We start from the raw sequence: 24,958 nt of genomic DNA on the forward strand, positions 1-24,958 counted from the left end.
TTATGCTGGCACGGACAACGATTTTACCTTTGCAATGGCTTGTTCCAAATCTTCAATCAAATCCTCAACTTCTTCTATTCCCAAAGAGAACCGAACCAAACAATCTTTAATGCCTTGCTTTTCACGGTCTTCGGGACTCATCAGTGCATGGGATGTGGTCACTGGCAAAATCACGGTGCTTTCCACTCCCGCCAAACTCATTACCGGTTTTATCAATTTGAGATGCTTAAAGAATAGGGATATATCCATATTGGGCAACTCAAAGGAAAGCATTCCTCCAAAGCCTTTCATTTGTGATTTGGCCAAATCATGATCCGGATGGGTTTTTAAACCTGGATAATATACTTGTCCAACATCCTCATTACCAACCAGATATTCAGCCATTTTTTGGGCATTGTCACTCTGCGCCTTTACTCTAATGGCCATGGTCTTTATGCTTCGTTCCAAAAGCCAAACGGTATATTCACTCAAGCTTCCTCCAAAACAGATGGCGGATTGAAAAACGGTGTCGATATGCTCTTGTGAAGCTGCAACAACTCCCGCACAAATATCTGAATGCCCGCCCATATATTTGGTGGCACTATGCAAAACCACATCCACACCAAAATCAATTGGATTTTGGTTGATAGGACTTGCGAACGTATTATCAATCATGGATACCAAACCTTTCTTTTTCGCCAATTGGGCCACTCCCGCTATATCAGTAATGGTCAACAAGGGGTTTGATGGTGTTTCCATATAGATCACCTTGGTGTTGGATTTGATTTCCTTCTCAAAATCTTCTACTTGCCATCCATCGGTAAAGGAATATTCAATGCCATATTTGTTCAATTGTGTTACCGCAAAGTGATAGGTGCCGCCATACATGGTCTGCTGGAGCACAATATGGTCGCCTGCTTGCAAAAAAGCCATCAACGCTGTACTGATAGCGGCCATGCCGCTACCAAAAATCAAAGCGGCCTCGGCATGTTCCAAGGCCGCCAGTTTTTTGCACAACGCCTCTTGGTTGGGCGTATTAAAATATCTAGGGTATCGTTTTATGTCAACATCGTCAAAGGCATAGGCCGTGGACATATACAAAGGAGAAACAACCCCTTTAAATTTTGTATCCTTCAAATCACCCTCGTGCGTGCACAGGGTGTTCAGCCCTTTTTTGTTGGATTTCATGTTCGTTTGCTTTAGAAAGCTAAAGATACGAAACCCGTTATACTTCCACCTGCTTCCATTTTCCTTTTTTGAACCAAACCATAGCAATGACGGCCAACAGCACTTCGGCTAAAGTAATGGCTATAAAAACACCCTTGGCACCCCATCCCAAAACCATTGCCGCTATGTAGGCCAACGGCAATTGGAACAGCCAAAATGAAATTAGGTTGATCTTGGTCGGGGTTTTAGTGTCCCCTGCTCCATTAAAGGCTTGACTCACTACCATGCCGTAGGCATAGAAGATATATCCAGCCGCAATGACCTGAAGGCACAAGGCTCCATTTTCCACTACACTGGGTGTGGTATTGAACCATGATATGATGCTTTTTGCAAAAATGAGATAGACCAAGGAAACCGTACCCATAAATATGGCATTGTATTTTCCGGTTTTCCAGACGGAAATCTCAGCCCTGTCCGGTTGTTTGGCACCCAAGTTTTGACCTACCAAAGTAGCTGCTGCATTACTCATCCCCCACGAAGGCATCAAGGTAAACATCATCACCCGAATGGCAATGGTATAGCCCGCAAGCACTTCGCTACCAAATTCAGACATGATTCGCATAAGAAATACCCAACTTGAGGTTCCAATCAAGAATTGGGCTATTCCTCCCAATGAAACCCGAACAAGATTGTGCATCACCTTGAGGTTCAAGACCAAATCTTTCCACATCAATTTAATTCTGCCCCATCCAAAGAACAATATTCCCAATTGAAACAGCACAGCGGTACCTCTACCAATATTGGTGGCTATTCCGGCTCCGGTGACCCCGTAGGCCGGAATGGGACCCAACCCGAAAATGAAAATAGGGTCCAAAATAATATTGAGTCCATTGGAAAGAACCAATGTCCACATAGCAATGGATGCATTTCCCGCGCCTCTAAAAATGGCGTTGATGAGAAACAAAAGCATGATGGTGATGTTCCCTCCAATCAAAAATTGGGTATAACCGTAACCTTCTGCAATTAAGTCGGGTTCACCGCCCATCAAGGCCAAGATTTCCTTCGCAAAAATAATTCCTACTATGCCCAAAACTATAGAAACCAAAACACCCAAACCAATGGCTTGTACAGCGGCTTCCTTGGCACCTTGGACATCTTTTGCTCCAATTCTTCGGGCCACAACCGCGGTTGCAGCCATACTAAGACCTATTGCCAAGGCATAGATCAATGTGATAACGGATTCGGTCAATCCAATAGTTGCCACAGCATTAACACTAACTTTTGATACGTAAGCAATGTCCACCAAGGCAAAAATTGATTCCATCAGCATTTCCAAAATCATAGGAATGGAAAGCATGAAGATGGCCTTGCGGATACTTCCTGATGTAAATTCTGTTTCCTTACCGGATACAGCAATCCAGAAATAACTGAAGAATTTTTTTAATGAAAATGTATTGTTTGAATGTGTCATTTTTTAAGAATTATGTGTAAAACAAAAGGGGAAATGTCAACTGACCGAAGAAGAGTTTCGGTTACTTTTTTGGCATGGTGCCAAATGTGACATCTATCGTGGACATAATTCTTATAACTTCATGATGAAGCAAATATGCAACTTTTTTTTGAAGTGCAAACCAAAAAATCAATTATTTGGCATAGTGGACCTTATACCTCCAAAGGCTTATTCCTCCCAAAATAAAGACTCCCAGCACGGTATACCAGATAAAACTAGGGGTTATCACTTGATCTCCACTGGCATAACTGTGCAGCCCAACCAAGTAAAAATTCACACCAAAATAGGTCATCATTATGCTGGCAAAGGCAAGAATACTGGCAAAGTTATAGCTCCATTTTCCTCTTAAACCAGGCACCAAACGCATGTGCAGTACAAAAGCATAGACCATAATGGAAATTAAGGCCCAGGTTTCTTTGGGATCCCAACCCCAGTAACGTCCCCAACTTTCATTGGCCCATTGGCCACCCAAAAAGTTACCTATAGTGAGCATGACCAAACCAGCGGTTAGGGCCAGTTCGTTGATCACGGTAAGCTCCTTAATATTCAAATCCATACGTTTTTTGTTCTTTTCCGTGGTTAGCACCATCAGCAACAAGGCCACCACACCCAGAATCATCCCTACCGTCAATGGACCATAACTTCCTACAATAACAGCCACATGGATCATCAACCAATAACTATCTAGAACCGGAACCAAATTGGCAATGGCGGGGTCCACCCAACTCTGGTGGGCAATCCACAGCAGCATTGAGGTCACAAAAGCACTGGCTGCAATGGTGAGTTCACTTTTTCTCCCTAAGGCCAAACCAATGCCCATGGTAGCCCACGAAACGTATAGGATACTTTCATACGCATCACTCCAAGGGGCATGTCCAGATATATACCAACGTAAAATAAGACCTGCTGTGTGCCAGATAAAGAATAGTATTATAGTTCCTTTAAGTAAGTAGGCTCCGGCCTTTAAAATCTCCCTATCCTTAAAGATTCGAAGAATCAGAACAATAAACAGCAGCACCCCAACCATTGCATAGTATTTATACAGCCGATTGAACAAGTCCAACTTATTATAGATGATTTCCGTTTTTATCTTTTTTTCTGAGGGCAAAACCTCAGCCCCATGGTTCAGCTGGTTCTGTTTAAAGGCTGCCAACAATTGATCGGGTTGGGAATAATCTCCACTGGCTACTGAACTTTGAAGAGACCCCAAATAGTACGGCATCGCATTTCGAACAAAATTGGAGTAGAGCGAATCCTGGATTTGGTATTGTCCGGAACGATATTCCACAGCAGAGACCCACTTGTTGTTTTCATCGTTCAATAATGGGAATATCTTTACTATCTGTCCGCTCAAGGCTATGTTCAACAAACTAAGTCTTTCCCCTACCTTTTTAAAATCCTTTTCAAAATTTGAAGGGTCGTTGGTTGATGTAGCCTTTTCCAGATAGGATTGAAGTTTGTACGAACCTTTCGTATCGAAGAAGTCAGTTGCCTTTACATATTCAGTGCCTTCAGGAACACCAATGATCTTGCGTATGCTATCATTCTCCTTCTTACCCAGATTAATGAATTCCACATTGTACCAAACCCCTGGGTTCATCATCATGGAAAGAAACACTTGATTTTCGGATAAATCCTTGTAGTGGTCATCACCACTCAATTTTCGTAAAAGTTCTGAAGCGAACGTATTAATGGGTTTCATTCGTCCTCCTTCATCCTGAATGACCAACGCGCCAAATTTTTCAGCGTGTTCCTTGGCCACCACTGTGGATTGGATAATGGAATCTACCTGTTCCTGTGTGGGCATTCCCGAATGCTCGTGGTCAGTACTGGTTTCTTGCGCGCTTATCAAAGTGGTGGCAAAAAATAGGGACACAGCGGCCAAAGCTGCCTTTTTTGACTTGATTTTTTCCAACATCTGCTGCAAATCCCTAAATCTGGTCTTTCCGAAGAACATAATGCCCATCAAACCAATGTAGAGCAAAAAGTAACCAATATAGGTAATCCACGTTCCCCAAAAATCATGATTGACCGAAAGTATGGTTCCTTTCTCGTCTGGATGAAAACTGGATTGAAAGAATCGATACCCTCTGTGGTCCAACACATGGTTCATATAAATGTCGTAGTCAAAAATTCGCTCACCTTGAACAGTAATACGACTCATAAATGACGCATATCCTGTTTCGGTACCGGGGTATTTTTCTGCGATAAAATCATTCAACTTAATGGAAAATGGAAGCTCATACACTTTTGACCCGTAGCTCAGGGAAAAATCCAATCCGCCTACGTCAATCTTGTCTGAAAAATTGGAAGTTCCTTTACCGCCCAACAGTTTTACTTCTTTGGTCTCGCCGTTGGCAGAAACCGAAACCACCAAAGCATCTTGGGTAGCTTCCGTAATTTCTTCGTTGGGTACTTTAACAATACCATAACTTCCTTTCACCAAAGGTTCGGGGATTACAAACTGCATTCCCGCCATGTTATAAAGCGACCTCAACTGTAGGGTTTGCAGACTATCTTGTGACACCTCGCCCTGAAACTGGTCCGCCATTCGCATAAAATTACCTTCAAATGGTGACTTTATCTGATACCCAGTACTATCTGAATAAAAAATATTTATGGCTCCGTCTGTTTCCTTATTTAAGGCAAAAAGTATGTTATGAATACTGGCCACTTGTCCGTTTTCAAGATAGTGTTCATGACGCTGGCCATTTCCTGCTTCAACAATTTGAAGGTATTCCTTTCCATTTTCATCTGGAATCAACCCTTCCTCTGCCCCGTTGATAAAATCAACATACGAAATGGTAAAGGGTTGTCCATTAAAATCTGATTTCCACGGCAAACTGGAACGGGAGCCTTCGGGCGTGACGAGAATATCATCTTCCAACACCCTTCGCTTGGTTTCACCGTTTATATCACCATCAATGTAAGCGGTCAAATAGGTTTTATCCGAAAAAAATTGATTCTCCGTGGCTCCTTCCCGAATGGGCATCATTCCTTCATAGCTAATATATCGGGTAACAAAAGCACCTAGAATGATCAAAATCCAAGAAAGGTGGAGCACAAGAACAGGCCACTTTTTCCAACTGAGCAATTGATAGCGGAAAATATTACCGATGAAATTGATTACAAAAAACACCATTATGACCTCAAACCAAGTGGCGTTATAAATATAAATTCGGGCTGTTTCTGTGCTGTACCAACTTTCCACAAACGTTCCAAAGGCCATTGCTGTTGCAAAAACCAAAAAAAGAACGGCCATAAGTCTAGTGGAAAAGAGCGTCTTTTTGAGAATGTCAATCATTGAATTCCGATGTGCTATTCAGCTTGCAAAAATACGGCCTTTTTATAACTTCCCAGTTCACAACTTGTATAAAAATCCAAGAGATTTGTTAATTCTTTCTTTGATGCATCCCTCTCTAAATTTGTAGTTTTGTGCCATGCTTTCCATTGTCATTCTAGGAACCGGAAATATCGCAAAGCATTTGGTAGGCGCACTCTCCAAAGTAAAGGAGGTTCGGTTGGCCCAGGTTGTGGGCAGAAACCAAGAGCAATTGTTGTGGTTTTCAGGATTCTCACCCATATCCACTGATTTTGAATCGGTTATGGAGGCCGATGTTTACCTCATTGCCGTAAAAGACGACGCCATCGTTGAGGTTTCCAAACATCTTTCCAATAAGAAGGGAATTGTGGCCCATGTATCTGGTGCCACACCTATGGATGATATTCCTCACGAAAACCGTGCGGTTTTTTATCCATTGCAAAGTTTTACCGAAGGTAGACCGTTGAATTTTAAAACCATTCCGTTTTGCATTGAGGCGCATCGCGAAGAATCAGCAGAAATCTTAAAAGGATTGGCAAGACATCTTTCTGATCATGTGTACGACATTGACACCCATCAGCGGAAAAAGTTGCATCTTGCAGCCATGTTCGCGAGTAATTTCTCCAACTATCTCTACGGGGTTGGGGAAAAATTATGTTTGGATGAAGGACTGCCTTTTGATTTGCTGAAACCCCTGATTCTAGAGACCGCTGAAAAAATTCAAATAATGTCTCCTAAAGAAGCACAGACCGGTCCGGCACGAAGAGGCGATATGAAAACCATGCAAGCACATTTGGCCCTTTTGGGTGATGAGAAACAAAAAGAAATTTATTCACTGTTAAGCGAGGCGATAAAAAAGGTATATGAAGAAAAATTATAAAGAACTCCTCAGTAGCATTACCACCTTTGTATTTGATGTGGATGGCGTATTTACCGACGGAACGGTTTTGGTTACCTCCAATGGGGAATTGCTGCGCAGTATGAGCGTAAAAGATGGCTATGCCATTAAAACCGCAATAAAAAAGGGGTATAACGTCTGCATTATCACAGGAGGCACCAATGAGGGAGTGAAGGAACGCCTGAAGGGCCTTGGAGTAACGGATTTTTATATGGGTGCGCACCACAAACAAGAACCTTTGGAAGAGTATCTGGACATCTATAACATTGACCCAAAAACCGTGCTTTATATGGGTGATGATGTTCCCGACATTCCTCCCATGAAAATGGTGGCCTTGGCTGCTTCCCCCCAAAATGCAGTGCAGGAAGTAAAGGCTATTTCGGACTATGTTTCGCACAAAAATGGTGGTGATGGATGTGTTCGTGACATTGTGGAGCAAGTACTCAAAGTCCGTGGCGATTGGAACGATAATTTCAGTGCCAAAAATGACTAATCCGCTTCAAGAGAAACTCAAGGGATACAAGCTTATTTTAGGTTCTGGGTCTCCCAGACGGAAAACGTTTCTGGAGGAGATGGGTTTAGATTTCGAGGTTCGACCCAAATCCGTGGAGGAAATCTACCCAGACCACTTGCAAGGAAAAGAAATTTCCGATTACTTGGCCAAGTTGAAAGCTTCTCCCTTCAAAGCCGAATTGCAACCCAATGAAATTGTAATCACTTCCGATACAGTGGTTTGGCATAAGGGCATTTCATTGGCCAAAGCAGCAAACCCAGAGGAGGCATTTGATATGCTCAAAACCTTAAGTGGGGATTGGCATGAGGTAATTACATCGGTCTGCTTTACCACCTTGGACACCCAAAAAACCGTGAATTGCACTACGTTGGTCAAGTTTATGGAATTCACCGAGGAAGAAATCAACTTCTATATCGATCAATGTCGCCCTTTTGACAAAGCTGGTGCCTATGGCATTCAAGAATGGATAGGAATGATTGGCATTTCGGAAATAAAAGGTTCCTACACTAATGTGGTTGGCCTACCCACTCATCTGGTTTACAAAACGTTAATGGACATGGTTTCCTGAGTTGCGATGCGTAACTTTACGAAAAACCAGTTTATGAAAAAGATATACCCTTACGGCTCTTTGAGCTTATTTCTAACATTTTCTCTATTGATATTACTGTCCTGCGGTGAAAAAGGCAAAGCTCCAGAAAGTGAAATGGCCATGAACAGTGCAGCAAAAGAAGCGACTCCAAAATATCCCAAAAAACCACTTTCTGAAGATTTTAGAGCCTATTGGTATGCCGGAGATGCCGAAATTACATCCTATAAATTGGAGCAAGCACGCTATGGTGAGATGCGGGATGGTCACGCTGTCTTAATCTACGTGACTGAACCCTTCTTGCCGGAAAAACAAGTAAAAGCTGACCAAAGCAATCCTGATAATGTTTCCGTTTTAAAGTTGAATGCCACCAAAAAATTTCTAACCGGAATCTACCCCTACTCTATCATGGGAAGTACATTTTATCCCGTACACGACAACCAACATGCAATAAAGACCAGTTTGTCTGTTCAGGAGTGGTGCGGACATGTCTATTCCCAAATCAACAATAGAGATCAATTTGAGTTTACCTCTCACTCCTATTTTGAAGGTGAGGCCGACCAAAATTTTGAGCTGGACAAACAAGTTCTTGAGAATGAAATCTGGACAAAGCTTCGGATTCATCCCGAAGAATTGCCCACAGGGAATCTTAACGTAATACCCGCTTTGGAGTATCTGCGACTGGCGCATAAAGAAGTAAAAGCTTATGAGGCCAATGCTTCGGTTTCTTCGGAAAATGGGATTACAACCTACACTTTAACATACCCCGATTTGGAACGAAGTTTGAAACTTAATTTCACAACAGAATTCCCATATTCCATAGAAAGTTGGTCGGAAGAATTCAAAAGTGGTTTTGGTCAAAATGCAAAAACCTTAACCACCAAGGCCACAAAAATAAAATCAATCAAAACCGCTTATTGGAGGCAACACGACAATGATGATTTGGTTTTACGGGATAGCCTGGGATTGTAAAAAGTTCTATCCAGTGGCAAGGAACCCTGTTAAAGATGTTCTAAATTGAATATTCACTGATTTATATCTTTCTATATTTGGCACAACCACTTAAACAACCAATTATGCGATACTTTTGGGTTTGCACGCTGGCTTTATTGAGCACATTTTTCAAACTTTCTGCCCAACAACCCCAAAAACCATCATCCACAGAAATTTACCACAACCTTCAAAAGCTTAATTTTTTGGGTAGCGCACTTTACGTAGCTGCCCATCCAGACGATGAAAACACGAGGTTGATTTCATATTTATCCAATCATGACAAAGCGCATACCGTTTATCTTTCCCTAACCCGAGGAGATGGCGGGCAAAACCTTATCGGTTCCGAATTGCGGGAACTCTTGGGCGTTCTTCGCACACAGGAACTGTTGGCTGCCCGACGTATTGATGGTGGACAACAACTTTTTTCCCGTGCCAATGATTTTGGATTTTCCAAGCATCCCAAGGAAACCCTTAAAATTTGGGACAAAGAAGAAGTTTTAGGTGATGTGGTTTGGGCCATTCGGACCCTGAAACCAGATGTTATCATCAACCGTTTTGACCATAGGTCGCCTGGGACTACGCACGGGCACCATACCGCATCTGCCATGTTGAGCATGGAAGCTTTTGATTTGACCAATGACCCCAATGCTTATCCGAAACAACTGCAATTTACTTCTACTTGGCAACCCAAGCGCATATTTTTCAATACCTCTTGGTGGTTCTATGGAAGTCCCGAAAATTTTGAAAAAGCTGACAAGTCCAATATGATCAAAATGGATATTGGCGCTTATTACCCTCTTTTGGGGCTTTCCAACAACGAAATTGCTTCTTTGGCCAGTAGCCAGCATTTGTGCCAAGGTTTTGGACGATTGAGTCAAAGAGGTTCAGAAGAAGAATATGTGGAATTCTTAAAAGGTGATAAACCAAACAGCAATAATCTTTTTGATGGAATTGACACTTCTTGGTCACGCGTAAAAGGTGGTGATGCAGTGGGCGCCATTTTATATAAGGTCGAAGAAAATTTTGATTTTAGAAACCCTTCAAAACATATCCCTCAATTGATTGAGGCGTACCAACTCTTGCAACAGATTGAGGATGAGCACTGGAAAACGTTAAAATCACAAGAGCTTAAAGATCTTATTCAAGCTTGTGCCGGTTTGTATTTGGAAGCAAATGCTACTACTGCCTCTGCGAGCCCCGGAAGTGAGGCTAAAGTAAATTTTGAGATACTCAACCGAAGTGCACAACACATCATCCTTAAAAAAATCCAGTTAACGGAAACCGATGCCACAATTTCTCCAAACCAAGTGTTGACCGACAATGAAAAAAAGAATTTTGATGTTGAATTCACAGTTCCAAATGACATTGGCTATTCCAGTCCCTATTGGTTGGACGAACCTGGAACGTTGGGTATGTACAAGGTCGATGAACAAAGGTTGATCGGCAAACCTGAAACTCCTGCTGTTTTTCATGCCAAGTTTACGTTGGAATTTGATGGTATGGAAATGGAGTTTGAGAAACCGGTCATCCATCGATTTTCCAAACCGGACAAGGGGGAACTGTACGAACCGTTTGCAGTGCTTCCTGTAGCCACTTCAAAAATTGATGAAAAGGTATTGATTTTTGCGAATGCTTCAACCAAAGATATCCAGGTAAAGGTCAGAGCAGGAAAGAATGATGTCTCCGGAACGGTAACCTTGGACCATCCCTCTGGTTGGAAGGTTTCCCCACAAAATTTTTCATTTTCAATTCCCCAACAAGGGCAAGAAAAGACCGTTACTTTTCAAGTAACACCTCCTTCCGTGGAAAGTGAAGGCAAAATTGCACCTGTCATCACCATTGGGAACAAATCCTATAAAAAAGAACTTGTAGAAATCAATTACGACCACATCCCCAAGCAATCCATTTTATTGCCTTCTGAGGCCAAAGTGGTTCGCATGGATATTCAAAAGTCTGGTGAACACATTGGCTATATCATGGGTGCTGGCGACAAAGTTCCTGAAAGTTTGGAGCAAATTGGTTATCAAGTGCATACCATAGACCCGAATGATATACAAGAAGGTGAACTGGATAAATACGATGCCATTGTGGTGGGCATTCGTGCTTATAATGTGGTAGATGCCTTAAAATTTAAACAACCCATCCTTTTCAATTATGTGAAAAACGGTGGGAACATGATTGTGCAGTACAATACGGCTGGAAGATGGGCCGAACAATTTAGTAATATTGCTCCTTATGATTTGACCATTTCCCGTGATCGGGTAACCGATGAAACTGCAGAGGTGGACATTATTGCACCAAATAATCCGTTGGTTAATTATCCCAATGCCATTGATAAAAGTGATTTTGATGGCTGGGTCCAGGAAAGAGGACTCTATTACCCCAGTGAGTGGAGTGCTGAGTTTACCCCAGTTCTGTCCATGCATGATGAAGATGATGAACCCTCTAAAGGAAGTCTTTTGGTAGCGCCCTATGGAGAAGGTCACTATATTTACACCGGGTTGAGCTTTTTCAGGGAGCTCCCTGCCGGGGTTTCCGGGGCCTACAAACTTTTTGCAAATATGCTTTCCATTGGAAAAGATGACGTAAAAAAAGAAGATAATGTCAAAGGATAACATGAATACCAAATTTGAATGGAAAAAGGAATACAGCATTGTCATTCTTTTGAATGCCATTTATATTTTGGCCTTTTACCTCATCATGATATTAAATAACTAAAACCTTAATGGCTTTATTAGATTGGATCATTCTTGGGAGCACACTGTTGTTCATTGTTGGATTTGGCGTTTGGAGAACCCGCGGAAGCAAAAACGTTGATGACTACGTCCTCAGTGGCAATGATGCCCAATGGTGGACCATTGGACTTTCGGTGATGGCCACCCAAGCCAGTGCCATTACTTTTTTATCCACACCTGGGCAGGCGTTTCATGATGGGATGGGATTTGTACAATTCTATTTTGGATTACCGCTGGCTATGATTGTCATCTGCGTTGTTTTTATTCCCATTTATAAAAAACTCAAGGTCTTTACCGCATATGAAATGCTAGAGGACCGCTTCGATTTAAAAACCCGTACCCTTACCGCTATATTATTTTTAGTACAGCGCGGATTAGCAGCGGGAATCACCATTTTTGCACCTTCCATAATCTTATCAGCAGTTTTGGGATGGGACTTGCGCACCCTGAACATCATAATTGGAATTTTGGTAATCATCTACACGGTATCAGGTGGTACCAAGGCGGTAAGTGTTACCCAAAAGCAACAGATGTTCATTATTATGACGGGCATGTTTTTTGCCTTTTTCTTTATTCTAGGGTCCCTTCCTACGGGAGTCTCCTTTGGAGAAGCATTGAAGATTGCCGGTGCCAACAATAAATTGCAGATACTTGATTTTACTTTTGATACGGATAACCGCTATACCTTTTGGAGTGGTATCACTGGGGGCTTCTTTTTAGCCTTGGCGTACTTTGGCACAGATCAGAGTCAGGTACAGCGCTATCTTTCCGGAAAATCAGTGCGGGAAAGTCAATTAGGCCTCATTTTCAATGGTATCCTTAAAATACCAATGCAGTTTTTTATTCTTTTGGTCGGAGCGATGGTTTTTGTGTTCTACCAATACAATGCTTCCCCTTTAAATTTTAATCCTGCGGCCACCCAAGCTGTCCTTGAATCCGAATATGTTGATGACTACAAGGCTTTGGAAAGAGGTCATTTGGAGTTGGAAATGGAGAAGAAAATTGCTCAAAATACATTTTCCGCAGCCCTTAAACTGAAAGAGTACAACGCCATTGAACAGGCAAAGCGCGATATTATAAAAATAAACCAAAAAGAAAGTGCAAGTCGGGAAGCTGCACGGGAGTTGATTGCCAAAGCTGATTCTGTAGTAGAGACCAATGACAAGGATTATGTCTTTATCCACTTTATTTTGAACAATTTACCTGTTGGTCTCATTGGATTGCTACTGGCCGTAATTCTATCCGCAGCCATGTCATCAACCGCATCTGAATTGAATGCGCTGGGTACCATCACTGCACTTGACCTTTATAAAAGGAACAACAAAAAAGAACATAATGACAAGCATTACCTTAGGGCCACAAAAGGATTTACCTTGCTTTGGGGTACCATTGCCATTCTTATAGCCTGCGTGGCCAACCTTTTCGACAACCTAATTCAGTTGGTAAATATCATAGGCTCCATTTTTTATGGAAATGTTTTAGGAATTTTCCTCCTAGCCTTCTTCTTTAAATTTGTGCGTGGAAATGCAGTTTTTGTTGCGGCAATCGTAACCCAGGTTATTGTAATCATTGGATGGTATTTGGATTGGATGTCCTATTTATGGCTCAACGCTTTTGGTTGTGTTCTGGTCATTCTTTTGGCTATGATCACTCAGGCATTTGATAATTTTTTAGGCAACCCCCACCCCGAAATTAAATCATAAAAAACCCGCTTAAAAAGCGGGCTTCAGGTTTTTGTTGTTGAGAAGGTCTTATTGCCCCTCCCATTCTTTCAAAGAATCCTTGTTCATTTTAACATAATCCATATTACCGGCAGCCTGAGCCAACACCATGGATTTTTTAGCTGCTTCAATGGCACCTTTGGTATCACCCATTTTAGCATGAATCAATGATTTTAATCTGTGCATCCAGAAAGCTTCATCATTCATGGAAACCGCTTTGTCTATCCATTCTTTGGCTTTACCCATGTTCATACCTTCTTGATAGTAATATTGTGCAGCGGCAAAATAATCATTGACAGAAATATCGGAACCTGACATTACTTTGTCGATACTTGCAGTGGCTTTAGCAACTGTAGGAACAATAAATTTAACCCCTACGTATACCTTCTCCCACATCAACCCCAAAGTTGCACCATTGTTGTGCATATCATCTATGGTGATGGTAAATGTTTCAATAGGCATAGGTATGGGGTAAACCTCCACTTTTAGCGTAGCGGCCACTTTAGAAGCATCCCATTCTTGGGGCAATCCGCCATTTTCTGAATCAGTATAGAAAATAACCTCCCAAACTGCCTCTTGGGGTCTGGTATAAATGGCGTATGTTCCCGCTTTTAGCTCTTTGCCCTCAACCGTTACGTCATCGCTGAACGTAATTTTGGTATTCATATTGGCTCCCGTTCTCCACAGGGCATCATAGGGTACCAAATCCCCAAAAATGGTTCTTCCTTTCATGGAAGGCCTTGAGTATTCCACAGTAACTTCAGTTAGTCCCACAGTCTGTTTTAAAACAGAAAATGGACTAGGTGCTGGTGTTTGAATCTGTGCCTCCAATGATACGGAAAGCAATGCAACAAACACAAATAATACAGATTTTTTCATAGGATATAGTGTTTAAGATGTTAGTATAGCAAAGCTAACTAGATTGAAAATTAGATTTGTTAATATATTCCTAAAAAGGAATGGATTAAACCTTAGGGATACCCCAAGACTTTTCATAAAACGAATTATTTTTGTTTAACATATTTCAAATATAATTAAACATTTTGTATTTTTGAAGAAATTAATCAAGATGAGATTGTATCAACTTCATGCCAAACAACAGTTGCCTATATCAAGAGACGAAGCATGGCAATTCTTATCCAATCCTAAAAATCTAAAGACCATAACTCCTCCACATATGGGTTTCCATATTCTATCTGGTGGAGACAAACCCATGTTTGCTGGACAAATCATTCAGTACATGGTAAAACCTTTTCCATTTTTGTCCACCAAATGGGTCACGGAAATTACGCATGTGGTGCAGGGTGAGTATTTTGTGGATGAGCAGCGATTTGGCCCCTATGCGCTTTGGCACCACAAACATTTTATCTATGAAACTTCCAATGGGGTGGAAATGGAAGACATTATTGATTACAAACTTCCTTTTGGTTTCCTGGGAACTTTGATGTACCCCATTTTGGTAAAGTCCCAGCTCAAAAAAATATTTGAATACAGAAAAACAAAATTGGAATCGCTTTTTGGAGCCATTGCCGAAAAAAATACGATTCTCGAACTAAAATCCATTTAAATTGAGAAATATATTGCTCATTGGTGGGTCACACGGAATTGGCCGTGAGATTGCCAACCAACTTTCAAAACAAAATAACGTATACGTAGCTTCACGTACCTCAAAAGACTTGTCTGATTTGAATGTAAATCACATTTCCTTTGATGTGCTGTCAGATACTATTGAAGACCAAGACATACCTGATGAAATCCATGACTTTGTGTTCTGCCCTGGAAGTATCAACCTAAAACCCTTTAAAATGTTGGATATTCAAGATTTTAAAGAGGATATGGAAATAAACTTCTTCGCCATGGTCAAAATGGTTAAAGCAATAGTTGGTAGGATGGCCGAAGGTTCAAGTATGGTGTTTTTCAGCACAGTTGCCGTAGATTCAGGCATGGCTTACCACACCAGTATTTCAGCGGCCAAAGGAGCCATTGAGGGTTTTGCGAAAGCACTGGCTGCAGAGTATGCACCTAAAATAAGAGTGAACGTAATTGCGCCCTCACTTGTGGATACTCCATTGGCTTCACGCTTGTTGAGCAACGACAAAAAGAAAGAGCAAATAAGCGAGCGACACCCTCTTAAACGTGTAGGAAGTGTGAAAGATATTGCCAATATGGCCACATTTTTGCTACATCCAGAAAACTCGTGGATTACCGGTCAGGTGATTGGTGTTGATGGCGGAATGTCCACATTAAATACAAATTCGTGAGCGATACAGTTTCTATTTTTTGGTTTCGGCGGGATTTGCGATTGGATGACAACATTGGGTTCTTGCAAGCGCTGAAAGGTGACCATCCCGTACTTCCCATTTTTATATTTGATACGGAGATTTTGGACAAATTACCAAAAGATGACGCGCGGGTCACATTTCTGCATGAAACACTTCAAAAAATGCGAAGCCAACTACAGGACGATCACAAAAGTTCCATCGCAATTTACTATGGCAGACCCAAAGCTATTTTTGAACAGCTCATCAAGGATTTTCAAATAAAAAGTGTATACACCAATCATGATTACGAGCCTTACGCAAAAGAGCGTGACGAAGAGATAAAAGAGCTACTTTCCAAAAACGATATCGAATTCTATACCTTCAAGGATCAGGTTATTTTTGAAAAGGACGAAGTTGTGAAGGATGATGGCGACCCCTATGTAGTCTATACGCCATACAAAAACAAATGGAAATCCATTTTCAATGAGGATAATTTAAAAATTCATTATACCAGTCAATATCTAGACAATTTAATTGAACATTCAAGGTTACCAAATCTATCACTTTCCGATATTGGCTTTGAAACTTCTTCCATAAAAATCCCGGATTATACCGTTACCCCTACCCTCATTCAAAATTATGAAAAGACAAGAAACTTTCCTGCCAAGGAAAACGGAACCTCCCGTTTGGGTCCCCATCTTCGGTTTGGTACCGTCTCCATCAGGAAAATGGTAAAAAAAGCCATTGCAGAAGAGAATGAAGTGTTTTGGAGTGAGCTAATTTGGCGCGAGTTTTTTATGCAAATTCTATGGCACTTTCCAGAAACGGTCCATAATGCGTTTAAACCCAAATATGACCGTATTGAATGGCGGAACAACGAAGAAGAATTTGAACTTTGGAAATCGGGCAAAACCGGATATGCCCTAGTTGATGCCGGTATGCGCCAACTTAACGCCACGGGCTACATGCACAACCGGGTACGGATGCTGGTGGCTAGTTTTCTTTGCAAGCATTTGCTGATTGATTGGCGTTGGGGCGAGGCCTATTTTGCCGAAAAGTTATTGGATTATGAAATGGCCAGCAATGTAGGCAACTGGCAATGGGCCGCAGGAAGCGGTGTGGACGCTGCACCCTATTTTCGCATCTTCAATCCCATGACACAGGTTGACAAGTTTGATAAGAGCAAGGCATACATCAACCAATGGGTGCCTGAACTACAAGAATCTACCTACCCTGAAAAAATGGTAGATCATAAAGAAGCCCGGGAACGCTGTCTAAAAGTCTACAAAGAGGCGGTGGGTTGAAGCATTTTCCTTATTTTTAGTATTCGCTTTAGACTTTCAGGTTTTCCAACGAAAGGTTTAAAGCAATAGATAGCTAACTCAAATGTTTTTTAAAAAATGAAGAAACTCACCACCGTATTCCTATTGGGCCTCATTTCAATGAGCCTCACCGCTCAAAAATTGACCAAAGATAAAAAGGCAATCATTGCCTCTGTAGAAAATCACAAGGAAAACCTAATTATGCTCAGCGATTCCATCTGGGCTTTAGCCGAAACAGCTTTTGAAGAATCTAAATCCGCAGAGCTCTTGGCCGACTACGCAGAAAAAAATGGGATGACGGTTACACGCGGAGTTGCCAATATTCCCACTGCATTTACAGCCACATACGGCTCTGGAAAGCCTGTGATAAGTGTGCTGGGGGAGTTTGACGCGCTACCGGGACTTTCTCAAAAAGCAGTGCCCACTAAGGACCCAAGAATTGAAGGTGCGCCTGGGCATGGTTGTGGACACAACATGTTTGGTGCAGCGAGCTTAGGAGCTGCAATCGCCATAAAGGAGCAGATTGAAGCTGGTACCATCAAAGGAACGGTGAAATTTTTAGGCACTCCCGCTGAAGAAAAATATTTTGCCAAAGTTTGGATGGTAGAAGCTGGACTTTGGGACGACGTGGATGTTAATGTAAGCTGGCACCCAGGCGCCAATATTGAGGCTGATGTACAGAGTGGCCTCTCTTTGGTGGATTTTATTGTGGAATTCTACGGACAAGCTGCCCACGCATCTGGAGACCCATGGAATGGACGAAGTGCTTCTGACGCTTTGGAACTTTACACCAATGGAATCAACTATTACCGAGAGCATATTAAACCCACATCACGAATTCATTATCATATCCAAGACGGTGGACAGGTAGTTAATGTGGTTCCCGACTATGCGAGATTATGGGTACGCGTTCGCGACCCCAAGCGTAAGGTGATGCTTCCCACTTATGAGCGAGTCAAAGCAATGGCCGAAGGAGCTGCCATCATGGCCAATGTAGATTACAAAATATCATTGGTCTCAGGAATCTACGAAGTGTTGGTCAACCGTGCAGGAGGTGAAATCATGCAAAAAAACTTGGAACTGTTAGGGCCTATCACTTATACGGATGAAGAAATAGCTTTTGGCAAATCCATCCAAAAAGCCACAGGAAAACCTGAGGTGGGCATGGACAGCGAGATTAAACCTCTAAAAGAAACCGAAGAATTGCCCGGAGGTGGTTCCACCGATGTTGGCGATGTAAGTTGGAACGTGCCCAACATCAACCTTAGCGTAACTGTGGCGCCCAAGGATACACCATGGCACTCTTGGGCCGTTGTGGCCTGCGGAAGCATGAGCATTGGCCACAAAGGGTTGGTCTATGCATCAAAAGCTATGGCTATGACCATGTTGGACCTTTTTGATGACCCGAAGCTGGTTGAAGAGGTCAAAGAGGAGTTCAAAACCCGAAAAGGAGATGAGAAATACGAACCAATGATTGATGGTCCTCCACCCATCAATGGAATTGGAGGATAATTGAACATTATGAAAAAGATACTACCGATAAGCCTGCTCCTTGCAGGCTTTTTCAACCTACACGCCCAGAAATCCGAGCTTGCCTTTTTTGAACCGCTTTTGGGTAAAACATGGAAAGCTGAAGGGAGTTGGGGAGATGGCTCCAAATTTAAGCAAGAGACCGTGTTTAAATATAGTTTGGACAGCACCTTGGTTTTGGCTGAATCCAAAGGGTTTACCAACCAGGAACAAACGAAATATGGGCCAAGAAACCACGGTATCCGAAAGTTTGACACTGAAAGTAGTTCCTTCAAATTTTGGGAATTCGATGTATTTGGAGGTGTTACCTCCGGAACCATAAGCACCAAAGGAAAAGACATTATCTACACCTATGAGTATGGCGGTTCCGTGGTCACGGATTATTGGAAATATGTGGATGCCAACACCTATGATTTCACGGTAGGTAACTATGAGAATGGAACTTGGAAGCAAACCTATTTACAAACCCAGTTCAAGGCAGAAAAAGCTGATTTTGGGTTTCAGTACGACCATTATTCCATAGTGGTTACAAAACTTATGGAAACAGGTGATTTTTATCGGGATATCCTTGGGCTGACCGAAATTCCGCATCCTGATAGGTCCCCTGGATTCAGGTGGTTTCAGATAAAAGGGAACACCCAATTGCATCTGATCAAGAAAGATATTGCTGATTTCAGCAAGAACAAGAGTATGCATCTATGCTTGGCTACCCAAGATTTGGAAGGTTTCATAGAACATTTAATGGCCAATAACATCAATTTTTATGATTGGCCCGGAAACAAGAGTTCAATCACCGATCGTTCCGATGGCGTAAAACAAATCTACATTCAAGACCCCGAAGGATACTGGATTGAAATCAATACCGCAACACATTAATTATGAGCAACCCCATATTACAAACATTTCCGTTAGGCTTTCCTTGGCAGACCCAAGACCCGTTTTTATTCTGCGTATACCATTTGGACCATTTTCCCAAAGGAAATGGAGAAATGGGTCCCGACCCCGCCCTTCTTGAGGGAAGAAGTCTTGGTAATGATTTTAATCCCAACCAAGCATGGCGCATGTACCACGGGCAGACCATTCCAGGGTTTCCGTACCATCCTCATCGTGGATTTGAGACCATTACCATTGTCAATAAGGGATACTGTGATCATTCAGATTCTTTGGGGGCCGCTGGTAGGTTCGGAGAGGGTGATGTACAGTGGATGACTGCCGGTCGGGGCGTACAGCATTCAGAGATGTTTCCGCTTTTACATGACGCCTCGGATAATCCATTGGAATTGTTTCAAATATGGTTAAACCTTCCAAAGGCCAGCAAGTTTGTTGAGCCGCATTTTAAAATGTTGTGGCATGAAGATATTCCTATTGTAAAAGAGGAAAATGCACAAATTAAAGTGGTTGCGGGCAACTACAAAGGTACGCAAGCCATTCCTCCTGCTCCAGATTCGTGGGCAGCTGATGGAGTCAACGATGTCGCCATTTGGAATATCCATGTCGAAGCTGATTCTGAGTATACCCTTCCAAAAACAAGTTCCGGGGTGACCCGTACCCTCTACTTTTATGAAGGGTCGGAAATCTTTTTTGAAGGTGGAAAAATCATTCCAAACTTTGGGGTTGAACTGGACCCGTCTCAAGAAGTTACCTTTAAAGTAGGGAGAGATAAAGCTCATTTCTTGATGCTCCAAGGAAGACCCATCGAAGAACCAGTAGCCAAGTACGGCCCTTTTGTTATGAACACCGAAGAAGAAATTCAAAAGGCCATGGAAGAATATCGTTTGACCCAATTTGGGGGATGGCCATGGCCCTATCCAGATAATGCACATGATAAAGACAGGGGTAGGTTTGCACTTTATCCTGATGGCACATTAGTGGAAAAGGATACATTGTAAGAAGTTAGAATATTGAACTAAAGATTAATCTACGCCATTACCGCTCAAAATGCAATATCAAAGGTACAATGTAGTATTTGTGTTAGGTTTATCTTACCTTAATGGGTAAAATGAAACCATGAGATTTCCCCCATTTTTTTCTTTATTGCTTTTGGTTTTCTTGTTTGCAATACAAACAGGTTCTGCACAAACAAAAAAAATTGATAGCCTTCAAAATCTTTTAAAAACAGCGTCTGACACCACAGAAGTCAATTTACTAAATTCTCTAGGTGTTAATTTAAGGTCCTTCGACAAAGAAAAAGCACTTGATTTATTTGAGGAAAGCATAGCCAAATCCAAGGAAATAGGTTATTTAGAAGGTGAAACCCAAGCATTATATTCCATTGGTCTTACGTACGGAATGACGGGTGATTATGTAGAATCCCTTGATTATTTGAACCAATGCCTTGTCATGGCAAAACAACATGAGGACTATGAGCGTATAAACTTCATTTACAACGCTATGGGAATCGTGTACAAACGCATTGGCGATTATCCCAAAAGTCAAAGTTATTATCTAAAGCGTATCAAGCTGGTAGATTCACTTCAACTAGACCAGAACCTGTCATCTCCTTATATTAACTTAGGTGTACTTTATAGTTTAATGGGCGAACATGACAAAGCTATAGAGAGTTATGAGATGGCCTTAGAAACTTACAAAGGACCTGATCGTAAATCGTTAGAGAACAATGTGCTGTACAACTTAGGGGAAATAGATTTTGAAAAAGGAAACTATGAAGCGGCTCTGGATAAACTTTTACGAGCAACGACGTACTTAGAAAAAGTAAACAACAACATTGAATTGTGCTCCCTGTATTTAAACATTGGAAACTGTTATCAAGAATTGGGCCAATGGAAACTTGCACAAGACTATTATATAAGGTCCTTAGCACTCGCTGAGCAGCTATCCATAAAACAAGAAATAGCAAGAATTCAATCCGGACTGGCCAATTTGATGTTCCTTCAAAAAAGGTATGATGAGGCTATGACTTATTCCAATGAAAGTTTGGGGGCATTGGACAGTCTGAGCGGTTATAAACTAAAACACGACGCCCATGAAATCGCTTACAAAATCTATGAAGCTAGAGGACAGTATACAAAGGCCATCCACCATCTCAGCCAATCCATAGCTTATAAAGACAGCCTATTGAACGAGACCAAGATCAAGGAAATCCAGAACCTGCAGATTCAGCACGATGTATATCTCAAGGATAGGGAAATCAAGGAAAATGAGCTGCAGCTTGAACTATTGAATACATCGGTATCCTTGAACAACAAACGAATGGTCTATTTGTCCATAATCCTAGTGCTATTATTGTTCTCGGCCGGCTTGCTTTATTTCCGGTATCTAAATAAGAAAAAATCCAACCGAATTCTTCATGAGAAAAACAATCTGATTTCGCAGCAAAAGGAAGTTATTGAGAGAATGAATTCCCAACTGGAGAAACGCATGCTGCGTGCCCAAATGAACCCACATTTTATTTTTAATTCCCTCAGTTCCATTCGGTATCTTGTAAGTTCGGGAGATAAGGAGGCGGCATTGACATACTTGAACAAGTTTTCAAAATTGTTACGGCAGGTCTTGGAAACTTCGGTCAATGTTAGTTTGGTACTTCATGAGGAAATTGAGCTCCTTAAGATTTATGTGGAGTTGGAGGCCCTCCGTTTTGATAATTCCTTTAGTTATTCCTTCAATATTGACGAAAATCTGGACCTCCATCAACATGAAGTTCCCATGCTTTTGGTACAACCCTACATAGAAAATGCCATTCTACATGGTCTTTTGCCCAAAGAAGGACCGAAAAAGTTATCGGTATCATTTAAAGATAAAATGAATCACATTGAGAGCATCATTGAGGATAATGGTGTGGGGTTTGATTCATCAAAAAATCAACGGAATACAAGGGAAAAATCACGGGGTATGTCCATTACAGCCAAGCGAATTGAAGTCCTTAAAAAATTCTCTAACGAGGAGTTGGTTAAGATTGAAAATTTAAATGAAGGAAAGGAAACAGGTACCAGAGTAACTATCCTCATTCCAAAGGAGTAGACAAAACCGTATATCCTAAATCAAATTAGTGTATTTTGAGAAGCTCCACTAAACTCTAACAATTTTTGCTCCTATGGCACGCAAACGCTCGTCAATATTTTCGTAACCCCTATCTATTTGTTCAATATTATGGATGGTTGAAGTACCTTTTGCCGATAAAGCGGCTATCAACAATGATACGCCTGCCCTAATATCTGGGGATACCATGGTTGTTGCCTTCAGCGTTGATTTAAAATCATGTCCAATTACAGTAGCACGATGAGGGTCGCACAAAATAATCTTTGCACCCATATCTATCAACTTGTCCACAAAGAACAATCGGCTTTCAAACATTTTTTGATGAATTAGCACCTCTCCCCTTGCTTGAGTAGATACTACCAAAATAATGCTCAAAAGGTCGGGAGTAAGTCCCGGCCAAGGTGCATCGGCAATGGTAAGAATAGAACCATCAATGAAGTTTTGGATTTGGTATCCTTTTTCGTGTTTGGGAATGAAAATATCATCATCCCTGCGCTCCACTGTTATTCCCAATTTCCGGAATACTGTTGGAATAAGTCCTAAATCATCCCAACTGACGTTTTTAATTGTCAGTTCGCTTCGGGTCATAGCGGCCAGACCAATCCAGCTTCCAATTTCAATCATATCGGGCAACATGGTATGCTCCGTTCCACCTAAACGCTCAACCCCTTCAATGGTCAATAAATTGGAGCCAATGCCCGTAATCTTTGCGCCCATTCGGTTCAACATTTTACACAACTGCTGCAAATAGGGCTCACAAGCAGCATTGTAAATGGTCGTTGTACCTTCGGCCAAAACAGCGGCCATAACAATGTTTGCAGTTCCGGTTACGGATGCTTCATCCAAAAGCATATAAGTGCCTTTGAGTTTGTTTGCTTCAACACCGTAAAAATGTTCCTCGCGGTTGTACCTGAATTTTGCCCCAAGCTTGATAAAACCCTCGAAATGGGTGTCCAAACGGCGGCGTCCAATCTTGTCGCCCCCTGGTTTAGGGATGTATCCCTTGCCAAATCGGGCTAAAAGTGGACCTACCAACATAATGGAACCTCGTAAGCCACGGCCATCTTCCTTGAATTTTGAAGATTGGAGGTACTCTAAATTGATGTCATCAGACTTAAACGTATAGGAGCCCCTACCTTTTTTTTGGATTTTCACGCCCAAATCCTCAAGTAAGGAGATAAGCTTGTTGACATCCAAAATGTCTGGAATATTGTTAATGGTGATTTTTTCTTCGGATAGCAATACGGCACAAAGAATCTGAAGTGCCTCGTTCTTTGCCCCTTGGGGTGTTATCTCACCGTGTAATTGGTGGCCACCCTCTATTCGAAATGTTCCCATGGATTGCTTTGGAGTTTAATACCTTTTTTTTCTGCCGCGTTTTCCCTTCTGGTTATTGCCACCACTTCTGTTGGACTTGGATTGTCTGTTTTTGAGGAACTGACCACTTTCGGTAAGGTTTTCGCCATCACTGGACAGGTCAATCTGTCCATCACTCAATTCCTTTAAATGACCAAAAATGACGGAATCTTCCACCGAATCCTTGTTCCAGGTCAAGTAACATTTTTTCATATGGTTGGCAATGGCGTACTCCAAGCCAGAGCGCATATCTCCCTTTTCCCATTTTACGGCCACATCTACCATACGCTTGATGTTGTTCCCGTAAAATCGGTATTTTGGGTGATTCTGAGGGTATTCCAAAGGTTCTGGCCTTTGTTGAAGTACTTCTTTGGAGGTAATTGGGAATAGGGAGTCCACATCCAAATTAAAGTCTGACATGATGAACAATTGGTCCCACAGCTTATGTTGAAAATCCGGCACGTCCCTTAAATGAGGTTGAAGGTTCCCCATAACACTGATAATGGCCTGTGCAACCTTGTTGCGCTCTTCCCTATCTGAAATGGAAACTGCATGGTCCACCATTTTTTGGAAGTGTCGACCATATTCTGGAATGATGAGCTGAGGACGCTCTGTATTATATTCTAGGTTTTCTACTGTATTCAAATTAAAATATTTTATGAAATAATAGTCTTGGGAAGTATATCCAATAACGCTTGCAAAATAATAAAATTATGGCAAACCACGGGGTTAGAGCGAAATTACTCCTTCAACAACGGCCACTTCCTTGTATTTTTGAATCACTTCATCTGGATTTTTAAGATGCACCGTGATGGACAGACTGGTGTAAGTTCCTTTTTTGGATTGCTTGGACTCAATGACGGCTCCCGTATTATCAAAGATTTCATGGATTTGTGCAATGCGTTTGTCGTCCGTAGGAACAATAAACTTATAAAGATAGGTCGAAGGCCAATTCGTATTCTCCAATAACTGCTCCTTGAGCCGCGCGTAAAATTCATCTGTGTTCTCCTTCTCCATGCCTATTTTTTTTACAAATATATGGGTTACCCTGCAATTTTTTTTCCTTGA

20 protein-coding genes are annotated in these 24,958 nt (G+C 41.7%); 13 read left to right on the plus strand and 7 right to left on the minus strand.

The features are described from left to right. The 3 genes from ACFOWS_RS09860 to ccsA form a co-directional block, all read right to left on the minus strand. Entirely contained in the window at window positions 1–1,167 is a 1,167-nt protein-coding gene (locus ACFOWS_RS09860) for a trans-sulfuration enzyme family protein (protein WP_379764019.1), read from the minus strand. A gap of 37 nt (window positions 1,168–1,204) precedes the next feature. After that, a complete protein-coding gene (locus ACFOWS_RS09865) occupies window positions 1,205–2,617 on the minus strand; it encodes an MATE family efflux transporter (RefSeq protein WP_379764021.1) in 1,413 nt (470 codons plus the stop codon). Between the two features lie 172 nt (window positions 2,618–2,789). Beyond that, window positions 2,790–5,960 (minus strand): cytochrome c biogenesis protein, encoded by a 3,171-nt coding sequence (ccsA, locus tag ACFOWS_RS09870; protein ID WP_379764023.1) that lies wholly within the window; start codon window positions 5,958–5,960, stop codon window positions 2,790–2,792. Window positions 5,961–6,096: 136 nt separating this feature from the next. Here ccsA and ACFOWS_RS09875 point away from each other — a divergent pair, with 136 nt between their 5' ends. The 6 genes from ACFOWS_RS09875 (at window position 6,097) to ACFOWS_RS09900 (ending at window position 13,407) form a co-directional block, all read left to right on the plus strand. Then, complete coding sequence (locus tag ACFOWS_RS09875) at window positions 6,097–6,858, plus strand: Rossmann-like and DUF2520 domain-containing protein (protein ID WP_379764025.1); 762 nt, start codon at window positions 6,097–6,099, stop codon at window positions 6,856–6,858. Beyond that, complete coding sequence (locus ACFOWS_RS09880; RefSeq protein ID WP_379764027.1) at window positions 6,842–7,369, plus strand: KdsC family phosphatase; 528 nt, start codon at window positions 6,842–6,844, stop codon at window positions 7,367–7,369. Before ACFOWS_RS09875 ends, ACFOWS_RS09880 begins: the two co-directional genes overlap by 17 nt. Then, window positions 7,362–7,958 (plus strand): Maf-like protein, encoded by a 597-nt coding sequence (locus tag ACFOWS_RS09885; RefSeq protein ID WP_379764029.1) that lies wholly within the window; start codon window positions 7,362–7,364, stop codon window positions 7,956–7,958. Before ACFOWS_RS09880 ends, ACFOWS_RS09885 begins: the two co-directional genes overlap by 8 nt. 33 nt (window positions 7,959–7,991) lie before the next feature. Continuing rightward, window positions 7,992–8,948, plus strand: a complete 957-nt coding sequence (locus tag ACFOWS_RS09890; protein ID WP_379764031.1) for a septum formation inhibitor Maf — start codon at window positions 7,992–7,994, stop codon at window positions 8,946–8,948. Between the two features lie 104 nt (window positions 8,949–9,052). Then, window positions 9,053–11,584 (plus strand): PIG-L family deacetylase, encoded by a 2,532-nt coding sequence (locus tag ACFOWS_RS09895; protein ID WP_379764033.1) that lies wholly within the window; start codon window positions 9,053–9,055, stop codon window positions 11,582–11,584. 110 nt (window positions 11,585–11,694) lie between these two features. Next, complete coding sequence (locus ACFOWS_RS09900; protein ID WP_379764035.1) at window positions 11,695–13,407, plus strand: sodium:solute symporter; 1,713 nt, start codon at window positions 11,695–11,697, stop codon at window positions 13,405–13,407. 48 nt (window positions 13,408–13,455) lie between these two features. On the opposite strand, the gene ACFOWS_RS09905 is transcribed toward ACFOWS_RS09900, so the two are convergent. Continuing rightward, entirely contained in the window at window positions 13,456–14,304 is an 849-nt protein-coding gene (locus tag ACFOWS_RS09905) for a DUF2911 domain-containing protein (RefSeq protein ID WP_379764037.1), read from the minus strand. A gap of 190 nt (window positions 14,305–14,494) precedes the next feature. Between ACFOWS_RS09905 and ACFOWS_RS09910 the strand changes: the two genes are divergently transcribed. From ACFOWS_RS09910 to ACFOWS_RS09940, 7 genes are all read left to right on the plus strand, one after another. Then, entirely contained in the window at window positions 14,495–14,992 is a 498-nt protein-coding gene (locus tag ACFOWS_RS09910) for an SRPBCC family protein (RefSeq protein WP_379764039.1), read from the plus strand. Window position 14,993: 1 nt separating this feature from the next. Beyond that, entirely contained in the window at window positions 14,994–15,686 is a 693-nt protein-coding gene (locus ACFOWS_RS09915; protein WP_379764041.1) for an SDR family NAD(P)-dependent oxidoreductase, read from the plus strand. After that, a complete protein-coding gene (locus ACFOWS_RS09920) occupies window positions 15,683–16,990 on the plus strand; it encodes a cryptochrome/photolyase family protein (RefSeq protein ID WP_379764043.1) in 1,308 nt (435 codons plus the stop codon). The genes ACFOWS_RS09915 and ACFOWS_RS09920 overlap by 4 nt, the downstream gene beginning before the upstream one ends. Window positions 16,991–17,086: 96 nt before the next feature. Further along, window positions 17,087–18,520: an amidohydrolase gene (locus tag ACFOWS_RS09925; protein ID WP_379764045.1), complete on the plus strand. Its 1,434-nt coding sequence runs from the start codon at window positions 17,087–17,089 to the stop codon at window positions 18,518–18,520. Window positions 18,521–18,529: 9 nt separating this feature from the next. After that, entirely contained in the window at window positions 18,530–19,414 is an 885-nt protein-coding gene (locus ACFOWS_RS09930) for a VOC family protein (protein ID WP_379764047.1), read from the plus strand. Window positions 19,415–19,416: 2 nt separating this feature from the next. Further along, window positions 19,417–20,427 (plus strand): pirin family protein, encoded by a 1,011-nt coding sequence (locus ACFOWS_RS09935; protein WP_379764049.1) that lies wholly within the window; start codon window positions 19,417–19,419, stop codon window positions 20,425–20,427. A 118-nt stretch (window positions 20,428–20,545) separates the two neighbouring features. Continuing rightward, window positions 20,546–22,516, plus strand: a complete 1,971-nt coding sequence (locus tag ACFOWS_RS09940) for a tetratricopeptide repeat protein (RefSeq protein ID WP_379764051.1) — start codon at window positions 20,546–20,548, stop codon at window positions 22,514–22,516. 48 nt (window positions 22,517–22,564) lie between these two features. Here ACFOWS_RS09940 and murA read toward each other — a convergent pair whose 3' ends face one another. The 3 genes from murA to ACFOWS_RS09955 form a co-directional block, all read right to left on the minus strand. Continuing rightward, window positions 22,565–23,872: a UDP-N-acetylglucosamine 1-carboxyvinyltransferase gene (murA, locus tag ACFOWS_RS09945; RefSeq protein WP_379764053.1), complete on the minus strand. Its 1,308-nt coding sequence runs from the start codon at window positions 23,870–23,872 to the stop codon at window positions 22,565–22,567. Between the two features lie 15 nt (window positions 23,873–23,887). Beyond that, a complete protein-coding gene (locus ACFOWS_RS09950; RefSeq protein ID WP_379764055.1) occupies window positions 23,888–24,535 on the minus strand; it encodes a DUF4290 domain-containing protein in 648 nt (215 codons plus the stop codon). A gap of 84 nt (window positions 24,536–24,619) precedes the next feature. After that, window positions 24,620–24,907, minus strand: a complete 288-nt coding sequence (locus ACFOWS_RS09955) for a DUF493 family protein (RefSeq protein WP_379764057.1) — start codon at window positions 24,905–24,907, stop codon at window positions 24,620–24,622. Between the last annotated feature and the right edge of the window lie 51 nt (window positions 24,908–24,958).

The sequence above is a fragment of the Flagellimonas marina genome, from assembly GCF_042651185.1.
Lineage (GTDB): Bacteria > Bacteroidota > Bacteroidia > Flavobacteriales > Flavobacteriaceae > Flagellimonas > Flagellimonas marina.

Coding starts and splice junctions, on each gene's coding strand:
- ACFOWS_RS09890 (WP_379764031.1), top strand. CDS start 7,992: ATGAAAAAGATATACCCTTACGGCTCTTTGAGCTTATTTCTAACATTT.
- ACFOWS_RS09925 (WP_379764045.1), top strand. CDS start 17,087: ATGAAGAAACTCACCACCGTATTCCTATTGGGCCTCATTTCAATGAGC.
- ACFOWS_RS09905 (WP_379764037.1), bottom strand. CDS start 14,304: ATGAAAAAATCTGTATTATTTGTGTTTGTTGCATTGCTTTCCGTATCA.
- ACFOWS_RS09955 (WP_379764057.1), bottom strand. CDS start 24,907: ATGGAGAAGGAGAACACAGATGAATTTTACGCGCGGCTCAAGGAGCAG.
- ccsA (WP_379764023.1), bottom strand. CDS start 5,960: ATGATTGACATTCTCAAAAAGACGCTCTTTTCCACTAGACTTATGGCC.
- ACFOWS_RS09880 (WP_379764027.1), top strand. CDS start 6,842: ATGAAGAAAAATTATAAAGAACTCCTCAGTAGCATTACCACCTTTGTA.
- ACFOWS_RS09930 (WP_379764047.1), top strand. CDS start 18,530: ATGAAAAAGATACTACCGATAAGCCTGCTCCTTGCAGGCTTTTTCAAC.
- ACFOWS_RS09910 (WP_379764039.1), top strand. CDS start 14,495: ATGAGATTGTATCAACTTCATGCCAAACAACAGTTGCCTATATCAAGA.
- ACFOWS_RS09885 (WP_379764029.1), top strand. CDS start 7,362: ATGACTAATCCGCTTCAAGAGAAACTCAAGGGATACAAGCTTATTTTA.
- ACFOWS_RS09940 (WP_379764051.1), top strand. CDS start 20,546: ATGAGATTTCCCCCATTTTTTTCTTTATTGCTTTTGGTTTTCTTGTTT.
- ACFOWS_RS09860 (WP_379764019.1), bottom strand. CDS start 1,167: ATGAAATCCAACAAAAAAGGGCTGAACACCCTGTGCACGCACGAGGGT.
- ACFOWS_RS09865 (WP_379764021.1), bottom strand. CDS start 2,617: ATGACACATTCAAACAATACATTTTCATTAAAAAAATTCTTCAGTTAT.
- ACFOWS_RS09875 (WP_379764025.1), top strand. CDS start 6,097: ATGCTTTCCATTGTCATTCTAGGAACCGGAAATATCGCAAAGCATTTG.
- ACFOWS_RS09900 (WP_379764035.1), top strand. CDS start 11,695: ATGGCTTTATTAGATTGGATCATTCTTGGGAGCACACTGTTGTTCATT.
- ACFOWS_RS09935 (WP_379764049.1), top strand. CDS start 19,417: ATGAGCAACCCCATATTACAAACATTTCCGTTAGGCTTTCCTTGGCAG.
- ACFOWS_RS09895 (WP_379764033.1), top strand. CDS start 9,053: ATGCGATACTTTTGGGTTTGCACGCTGGCTTTATTGAGCACATTTTTC.
- murA (WP_379764053.1), bottom strand. CDS start 23,872: ATGGGAACATTTCGAATAGAGGGTGGCCACCAATTACACGGTGAGATA.